Origin of the sequence: Paracoccus isoporae (genome assembly GCF_900101865.1) — a bacterium.
Taxonomy (GTDB): Bacteria; Pseudomonadota; Alphaproteobacteria; order Rhodobacterales; family Rhodobacteraceae; genus Paracoccus; species Paracoccus isoporae.
This window is the reverse complement of sequence record NZ_FNAH01000023.1, coordinates 1-8,493: the sequence shown is the minus strand read 5'-3', so window position 1 is coordinate 8,493 and position 8,493 is coordinate 1. Positions and strand designations below refer to the sequence as shown.

The window sequence follows — 8,493 nt, the reverse complement described above, 5'->3', positions numbered from 1 at the left end:
TAGCCGTTCTCGGTCTTTCTGGCCCGCGTCTTCATGCCGGCCGGGTCCGATCCGGCATCCGGCTCGGTCAGCCCGAAACAGCCGATATATTCGCCAGAGGCCAGTTTCGGCAGGTATTTCCGCCGCTGCTCCTCCGAGCCGTAGGCGTGGATCGGATACATCACCAGCGAGGACTGCACCGACATCATCGAGCGATAGCCGCTATCGACCCGCTCCACCTCGCGCGCGATCAGCCCGTAGCTGACATAGCCCGCGCCGATGCCGCCATATTCCTCGGGCACGGTGACGCCCAGAAGCCCCATCCCGCCCATCTCGCGGAAGATTTCGGGATCGGTCACCTCGTCGCGATAGGCGGCAATGACCCGCGGCTGCAGCCGGTCCTGCGCATAGGCCCGCGCCGCATCGCGCAGCATCCGCTCCTCCTCGGTCAGCTGCGCCTCCAGCCGGAACGGATCCTCCCAGTCGAACTTGCCCAGCCCCGGCGCGTCTTTCGGTTTCAGCGACATCTCTCATCTCCATTTTTCCCGGCACCCTATCGTGCAAGCACACGCTCGGCTAACGATGGGAAATCGCAACATCAGAAGTTTTTCTCATGAGTGATTTCCGCCGCCACGCCCATACCCCGACCGTCACCGAACTGCGCGCCGTGCTGGCCGTGGCCGAGCTGGGCTCGGCCTCGGCGGCAGCCGAGGCGCTGAGCCTGACCCAGAGCGCCGTCAGCCGCACCATCCGCACGATGGAGCAGCGGCTGGGGGTGCGGCTGTTCACGCGCACGCAGCAGCGGCTGGTGCTGTCCGATGTCGGGCGGGCGATGCTGCCCGATATCCGGGACATCCTGGAGCGGCTGGATCTGTCTGCCCGGATGGCCATGGCCTATGGCGGGGCGGAAAATGTCCTGCGGCTCGCCGCGCTGCCCACCTTCACCCGGAAATGGCTGATCCCGCGCCTGCCCGCATTGCTGCGCGCCCATCCCAGCCTGCGCATCGACATCTCGCCCGCGCTCGAACCCGTCGCTTTCGACCGCGCCGGTGTCGACGCCGCCATCCAGCGGCTGGAAATGGCCGGCCCCGGCACGGAGGTCATTCCGATCTGTCATGAAAGGCTGATCGTTGTGGCGTCCCCTGATCTGCTCGGGCGGTCGCCCCTGTCGCCGGACGAGCTTCTGCGCTTCCCCCTGATCCAGCAATCGACCCGCCCAAGCCTGTGGAGCGACTGGTTGAGCAGCGTCGGCGCCGATCTGTTCCAGCAGATCCCCGGCCCGCGATTCCAGCATTTCGACATGGTGATCGATGCCGCCGAGGTCGGGCTGGGCGTCGCGATCCTGCCGGACATCTTCGTGGCCGACTCGCTGCAATCGGGCAGGCTGGTGCAGCCCTGCCCCGATACGCTGGGCGGAAAATCGCCCTATGCGCTCATCGCGCCGAAAGCGTCATCCTGCGCAGCACTTGCACCATTTGCAGAGTGGCTCGTGACCGCGGCTGACTAGCCGGGCGTCCGAATGCTGCGCCGTTTCCCAGCGGCGCGGGCGTGTCGCCGTCATGCCACCGGTCGATGCCGCGGCCGCAGCCGTCCGGTGCAGCGCCAGTGGCACGCCGCAGACGATCAGCGAAAAGACCGGGACGACCAGAATTGCCGCGGCGTTGATGACAGCCCGAACCCTCGGCCTGTCTCAGACCGAGGCCATCTGGGGCAGCAGCCAGATCCCTTCCGCCGGTGTCCGGCTGACGGCCAGATTGCAGCCATAGGCCTTCGAGAGCAGCGCGTCGGTCAGCACCTCCGCCGGGGCGCCCTCGCCCTGCACCTGACCGTTCCGCATCAGCACCACATGATCCGCGAACATGGCGGTCAGGTTCAGGTCATGCATGACCGCGACCACCCCGCCGCCACGGCTGGCATAGTCCCGCGCCAGCCGCATGACGGTGAGCTGGTGGGCAATGTCGAGGCTGCTGACCGGCTCGTCCAGCAAGAGCCAGTTCGGTCCGTCATCGCCCGTCGGTCGCCAGACCTGCGCGAGGGCCCGCGCAAGCTGGACCCGCTGCTGTTCGCCACCGGACATTTCCTGATAGAGGCGCCCGGCGAAATCCGGCAGATCCACCGCGGCCAGGGCCGACCGGATCAGGACATTTCGCCGCGCCTCCGGATGGGCGCTGGCGGTCAGGCCGATGCGGACGATCTCGCTCGCGGTGAAGGGAAAGGAAATCACGCTGTGCTGCGGCAGGACCGCGCGCTTCGCAGCCAGCATCCCGGGCGAGAGGGCCGCGAGATCCCGGCCGTTCAGCGCGACCTGGCCGTGGTCGGGGGCGATCTCGCCGGTCAGGGCGCGCAGCAGCGTGGTCTTGCCCGACGCGTTCGGCCCGATGATGGCCGTCAGCGCACCGGGCGGCGCCGTCATCGCGACGCGGTTGAGGATCAGCCGGCGCCTGAGGCGGAGGCTCAGATCGCGTGCGCAGAGGCTCATCCGTCCAGCATCCGGCGATTGGACATGAGCACCCACAGGAAGAACGGCCCGCCGATCATGGCGGTGATGATGCCGATGGGCAGTTCGGCCGGTGCCACGACACTGCGGCTGATCATGTCGGCCACGAGCAGCACCGATGCCCCGAGCAGGCCGGAATTGACCAGCAACCAGCGGTGATCGGGACCGGCGAGCAGGCGCAGCAGATGCGGCACCACGATGCCGACGAAACCGATCCCGCCGGAGATGGCGACGGCGGCGCCGGTTGCCGCCGCGGTGGCAAGGATTGCTGCGGTCTTGACCCGCTGCACGCGAATGCCGACATGGGCGGCGGCGGCCTCGCCCAGGGCCAGCCCGTTCAGCCCGGATGACAATGCCGGTGCGACGATCAGGGCCGCGGCGATCACCGGGCCGGCGACGATCAGCTTGGTCCAGCTCGCCCCGGCCAGCGATCCCAACCCCCAGAAGGTCAGGTCACGCAATTGCTGGTCATCGGCGCGATAGACGATCAGCCCGCCCACCGCCCCGATCATCGCCGCCAGCGCAATCCCGGCCAGCAGCATGGTGGCGACGGAGGTGCGCCCCTGCCGCGTGGCGATGGCGTAAAGCAGCAGCATCGCCGCCCAGCCTCCGGCAAAGGCAGCGAGTGGCACCAGATACCACCCGGCGATGGCCGCGGGCAGCATCCCGCCCAGCACGATGGCCGAGATCGCCCCCAGCGAGGCTCCGGAGCTGACTCCCAGCAGTCCCGGATCGGCCAGCGGGTTGCGGAACAAGCCCTGCATGATCGCGCCCGACACGGCCAGGCCGGCCCCGACCAGGATCCCCGTCAGGACGCGCGGCAACCTGATATCGATCAGGATGACCCGGTCGGTGACGGCCAGTTCGCGCCCCGCGGCCCAGTCGGCCAGCACCGAAGGGACGGACAGGCCGGAGGCACCATGTCCGAGCGAGAGAAGCGAGACCACCATCAGCAGCGCCAGCAGCCACATGGACAGGGCGCGGCCAAGATGGCGGCGGTCACCGGCCAGGTTGTCGCCGCGCAGCTCGAGCGCGACCATTACGATGGCCCGTAAATGGCGCGGTGCAATTCCAGCGCCGCCTTGCCGGTGCGCGGCCCGAAGCCCAGCAGATACAGCCCGTCCATGCGGATCACCGCGCCGGTTCTGGCAGCGGGCGTCGTGGAGAATGCCGGCAAGGCGAACAGTTCATCATCCGCCATGTCGTGATCGCGTGTCGCCGCGCCGCGCTGCATCATCAGGATGACATCGGGGGAGGCAGCACTCACCGCCTCGTCGGTCAGGGGCTTGTAGCCCTCGATCCCCGCCAACGCGTTCTCCGCCCCGGCCATGCGGATGATCGCATCGGCCTCGGTGCCGGTGCCCGAGGCCATGACCCGCCCGCCCTGCAGCGACAGGATGAACATCACCCGTTTCGCAGGCTGCACCGGGCCGTCGGGCAGTTGCGACAAATCGGCCTGCAGCGCGGCGATGGCGGCGTCCGCGCGCTCAGCCACGCCGAGCGCATCGGCCACGGCCCGGATCTTGGCGGCCACCCCCTCGGCATCGGGGCTGGTGTCGATCGTCTCGAACGGAATTCCGGCCTCCTCCAGCACCTCGATCGCCTCCGGCGGGCCCGCGCCTGCCTCGGACAAGATCAGATCTGGCCCGACCGACAGCACACCTTCGGGCGACAGCGCCCGCATATAGCCGATATCGGGCAGCTCCGCCGCCGCGTCAGGATAGCTGGAGGTCGTGTCCCGCGCGATCAGCCGATCCTGCTGACCGAGCGCATAGACGATTTCGGTGATCGCGCCGCCGATGGACACGACCTGGCTGGCATCGGGATGCGGATCGGCGCCGGCCGGCTGCGCCAGCGCCGCCATGGCGCCGAGCACGAACGGATAACGCCACATCACGCGGTCTCCACGACCGGCAGGCGCGCGACCAGATCCGACCAGGCCGCCGGATCGCCGCCCTTCTCCTGCCGCATGCCGAAACACTGGAAGATCAGATCGCCATGCGGGTCAAACGCCTCGACCGAGATGGCCGCACCGCGCTTCGTGGGCTTGTCCACCAGCCAGACCTCCGCGACGTGATCCGCGCGCAGATGCAGGTTGAAGCCTTCGTCCAGCACGTTCAGCCAGGGACCGGTCGGTTTCAGCACATGGATCGGGCCGGAATGGATCTCGATACAGCCCGCGTTTCCGACGAAGAACATGATCTGCTGGCCGCCGTCGCGCACCCGCTTCAGAAGATCCGGCACCGCCTGCGGCGATAATTGCCGCGCCAGCGGGGCGCCGGCGAGCCGATAGGCGCCCAGGCGATTCATCTTCAGCCGCCGGACCAGGGTGTTGAACTGATGGGTGTCGGTCATCCGCGCCCATTCCTCGCGCAGCGTCTCGGCGCGATCTTCGGCCAATCTGGCCCCTTCGGGATCGGCACGGGGCAGGAACGCGGACAGGCCGTCCTGATCCGCCAGCGCAAGCCCGTCGCACAGACGGTCCCACGCGCCCGGATCGGACGCATTCCGCAGATGCACCTTGTGGACCGCATCCCCTGCCGCGTCGAACACCTGCACGGAGCGGCGCGCCCCATCCGGCGATTCCACCGCATAGGCATGCACCCAGTGGCGCGGAAACATGCGCAGATCGATCTCGGCGCCCAGCGTCATCGCGGCGTGGTCGCCGTCGTGGAAATCGACATAGGCGCCGATCTTCTCGATCACGCAGGAGCGGTTGCGGGTCAGCGCCATCACCTCGCCCAGCTCCCCGATGGCCGGGATCAGCCGCCCCAGCGTCGGGTCGATCCGGCGCACCCCGTGGCCCAGATCGGCCTCCACCAGCGCGGCTTCGGACACGCCGAGCTGCTGTGCCAGATCATAGGGCCGCATCGTCGCGTCGCGTTTCAGTTCGCGCAGTCTCGCGGGGGTCAGGTCGTTCATCAATGCCTCCAGTCCAGCACCGGGCAGCCCGAATTCAGCGCGACCGGTCGATTACTTGACTTTTTTAGTATGAATTACTAAGCGACGCAAGACGCCAGCCGCAAGCCAGTGAAAATCACCTTCCACGACACGAGGTTGCGCCAATGGCCCCCTATATTCACCGTCTCACGATCCTGCTCGGGACAACATGCATGACCCTGCCGGTCGCCGCGCAGGAGATGGACAATCCGATCACCCTGGACCCGATTTTCCTGAGCGCCGGGATCGAGAAGGTCGCCTCCTCGGTGCCGCAATCCGTGAGCGTGGTGGACCAGGGCGACATCGACGACATTGCGCCCGAAAGCATCGGCGACGTGCTCGAGACCGTCCCCGGTGTGGCCGGCGTCGGCTCCTCCAGCTTCTTCGGGCAGGGTTTCAATATCCGTGGCTTCGGCTCTGCCGGATCGGCCGCGCATGAGGCCGGGATTGTGCAACTGATCGACGGCGAAGAGAAATATTTCGAAAGCTACCGCCAGGGCGCGCTGTTCGTCGAACCCGATTTCATCAAGCGGGTCGAGGTGCTGCGCGGACCGGGCGCCTCGACGCTTTACGGGTCGGGCGCATTGGGTGGCGTGATCGCGATGGAGACGATCGACCCCGGCGACCTGATCCGCGACGGGCAGACCAGCGGCGGCCGGGTCAAGCTCGGCTATGCGTCGAACCCGGATGCCCTTCTGGGCAGCATTGCCTGGGGCTGGCGGCCGAGCGATGATTTCGAGGCCCTGGCCGCGCTTGCCTATCGCAAGCTGGGCGAAAGCCGGGACGCGGATGGCGACACGCTGGTCCGGGCCAATTCCGACACGCCGAACCTGCTGCTCAAGGCGCGCAGGACATTCGGCGATCACCATGTCGAGCTGAGCTATCAGCAACTCGAGGCCACGGGCGACGATCAGGACTTCAACCAGATCGAGGGCGCGCAGGTCGGCCTGTTCGGACCGTTCTTTCCCGGCTGGGGCGTGGGCGACATCACCACGCGCGACCAGGTGGCGCGGCTGGAATGGGGCTGGAACCCGGCAGAGAACCGCTATGTCGATGCGACGGTGACCCTCTCCTATACCAACACGATCAAGGACGTGCGGCAGGGCAGTGACCCGGCAGAGCCGATCTCCGACACGTTGCTCGGGCGTCGCGACTACGCGCTCTGGAAGCTCAAGGCCCAGAACACGGCCGATCTGTCCGGCGCCGGTTACAGCCATTTCCTGACCCTGGGCGCCGAGACGCTGGAGCAGGACCGGTCCAGCACCACGATCTCCTCATCCCATCCGGAGGGATATACGCGCGCCTCCGCGGTCTATGCATGGTCGGAACTGGACTGGGGCCGGGTGACGGTGAATGGCGGATTGCGCTATGAACGCCAGCGCACCGAGCCCAAGGGCAGCGTTGCCATCTCCGATGAGCGCATCGACGCGGAATCGGTCGAACCGCAGATGGCGGTGATGTATCGCCTGACCGATGACTGGTCGGTCTTCGGATCGCTGGCCTTCGTCAACCGTCTCCCGGCGGTGGACGAGCTTTACGACGGGTTCGGCGGCGGCGCCCCCTCGCCCGATCTGCGCGACGAGCAGGGCAAGAATATCGAGATCGGCATCAGCTACCGGGCCGATGACGTGTTCAGGGCGGGCGACGCGGCGGCGATGAAGCTGACCCTGTTCCGCAACCATATCGACGACATGATTGTGCGCACCAATGAACCGGCCCCGACCCCGTCCTACATCAATATTGACCGCGCCTATCTGCGCGGCGGCGAGTTGGAGGCGAGCTATCAGACCGGCGCCTGGCAGTTCGGCGCCGCGGTCTCGGTCGTCGATGGCGAGGATCAGGATGGCGCGGTGCTGAACACGCTGCCCAATGACCGCGTGGTCCTGTCGGCGCAATGGCAGGCCAGCGATGACTGGAAGATCGGCACGCGCAGCCTGCTGGCCAAAGGCCGCGACAAGCCGGACGGCACGCATCGCGGCGGCTTCGGCGTCCACGACATCTTCGCCGTCTGGTCACCTGCGCGCGGTGCGCTGCAGGATGTGCAGGTGAACCTGGGCATCGACAACGTCACCAACCGCGATTACACCCCAGCGACCTATCTGACCGGCCCCGCACCAGGCCGCAACGCCAAGATCTCCGTCACCCGGAGGTTCTAGTCGCGGAAAGGCGCCGACAGGTGCCGCACGCCGCGATATCCAGCGCAAGAATGCCCGCCAACATAGGCTGTGCGGGCATTATTTATCCGGTGTGCCACTTCCCCATCCTTGGACAGGATCTGGCGCAATTTCTCTAACCCGTTGCAGATGCTGCTCGTTTTGGTTCGTATCATCTCTCTGCCAATAGACCAGCGAGGTTGTCTTGCTGCCGAGGGCTGAATTGGGGCGATGTTGACAGTAAACGGTCAATCCGGTTCCGGATGGCCGCCTTTCTCTCCGGTCCTGTCTCAATGGCACTCAGCTAGCAACTCTCTTATTTTATGGTGCGCAGCAGCATCTCTACGGAGATGTTGTTGGAGATCGCAGCAGGGCGGAGCTAAATCTGGTGGGCGTCGAGTAAAAGGTCAAATCCACACTCAACGCCATCGAGAACGGGATCGATCACGCGTCGATGAACGCGCCGCAACCAGATTGAGATCATGTTCGGCAGGCTCAAGGATTGGAGATACCTGGCAAGCCCAAACAACCGATGCCCGAAAACCTTCGTCTCGACTATCGCTCGTGCCGCGACCGTCCTCTCCTGCCTACGATAAAGAACGATTCTGGAGCCAAGCGCAGGCATTGCCCTGCGTGACACCGCAAAGGGCCCGCCTTTTGGGCGGGCCCTTGTCCGGGTATTTCCCATGAAGAAGACGCCGATCAGAGCTTCTCGGTCAGTTCCGGCAGGATCTGGAACAGATCGCCCACCAGACCGTAATCGGCGACCTGGAAGATCGGGGCCTCTTCGTCCTTGTTGATCGCCACGATGACCTTCGAATCCTTCATGCCCGCAAGGTGCTGGATCGCGCCGGAGATGCCCACCGCGACGTAGAGCTCGGGTGCCACCACCTTGCCGGTCTGGCCGACCTGCCAGTCATTCGG

Annotated in this window: 8 protein-coding genes and 1 pseudogene; 3 read left to right on the top strand and 6 right to left on the bottom strand. The window is 66.3% G+C overall.

From position 1 onward, the window contains the following. Nucleotides 1-506 (bottom strand): acyl-CoA dehydrogenase family protein (locus tag BLT73_RS16765; protein ID WP_176805217.1); only part of this gene is annotated, 506 nt, incomplete at its 3' end. An 86-nt stretch (nucleotides 507-592) separates the two neighbouring features. On the opposite strand from BLT73_RS16765, the gene BLT73_RS16760 reads away from it, so the two are divergent. After that, complete coding sequence (locus BLT73_RS16760; RefSeq protein ID WP_090525730.1) at nucleotides 593-1,486, top strand: LysR substrate-binding domain-containing protein; 894 nt, start codon at nucleotides 593-595, stop codon at nucleotides 1,484-1,486. 183 nt (nucleotides 1,487-1,669) lie between these two features. Here BLT73_RS16760 and BLT73_RS16755 read toward each other — a convergent pair whose 3' ends face one another. Genes BLT73_RS16755 through BLT73_RS16740 form a run of 4 tightly spaced genes read right to left on the bottom strand, consistent with a single transcriptional unit; the run spans nucleotide 1,670 to nucleotide 5,398 of the window. Then, a complete protein-coding gene (locus BLT73_RS16755; protein ID WP_090525728.1) occupies nucleotides 1,670-2,458 on the bottom strand; it encodes a heme ABC transporter ATP-binding protein in 789 nt (262 codons plus the stop codon). Next, nucleotides 2,455-3,516: a FecCD family ABC transporter permease gene (locus tag BLT73_RS16750; RefSeq protein WP_090525726.1), complete on the bottom strand. Its 1,062-nt coding sequence runs from the start codon at nucleotides 3,514-3,516 to the stop codon at nucleotides 2,455-2,457. The genes BLT73_RS16755 and BLT73_RS16750 overlap by 4 nt, the downstream gene beginning before the upstream one ends. After that, the gene (locus tag BLT73_RS16745; RefSeq protein ID WP_176805215.1) at nucleotides 3,516-4,370 is read right to left on the bottom strand and encodes a heme/hemin ABC transporter substrate-binding protein; all 855 of its coding nucleotides are present in this window, start codon (nucleotides 4,368-4,370) and stop codon (nucleotides 3,516-3,518) included. The genes BLT73_RS16750 and BLT73_RS16745 overlap by 1 nt, the downstream gene beginning before the upstream one ends. After that, nucleotides 4,370-5,398: a hemin-degrading factor gene (locus tag BLT73_RS16740; protein ID WP_090525725.1), complete on the bottom strand. Its 1,029-nt coding sequence runs from the start codon at nucleotides 5,396-5,398 to the stop codon at nucleotides 4,370-4,372. Before BLT73_RS16740 ends, BLT73_RS16745 begins: the two co-directional genes overlap by 1 nt. Nucleotides 5,399-5,589: 191 nt before the next feature. Here BLT73_RS16740 and BLT73_RS16735 point away from each other — a divergent pair, with 191 nt between their 5' ends. Beyond that, nucleotides 5,590-7,572 carry a TonB-dependent receptor domain-containing protein gene (locus tag BLT73_RS16735; RefSeq protein ID WP_245727395.1) on the top strand — a complete coding sequence of 661 codons (1,983 nt, stop codon included), beginning with the start codon at nucleotides 5,590-5,592 and terminating at the stop codon, nucleotides 7,570-7,572. A gap of 458 nt (nucleotides 7,573-8,030) precedes the next feature. Next, nucleotides 8,031-8,165 (top strand): annotated as a pseudogene (locus tag BLT73_RS17755) (IS5/IS1182 family transposase); the annotation flags it as partial. A gap of 106 nt (nucleotides 8,166-8,271) precedes the next feature. On the opposite strand, the gene BLT73_RS16725 reads toward BLT73_RS17755, so the two are convergent. After that, the coding region (locus BLT73_RS16725) for an electron transfer flavoprotein subunit alpha/FixB family protein (protein ID WP_218132571.1) at nucleotides 8,272-8,493 on the bottom strand (222 nt) is incomplete at its 5' end.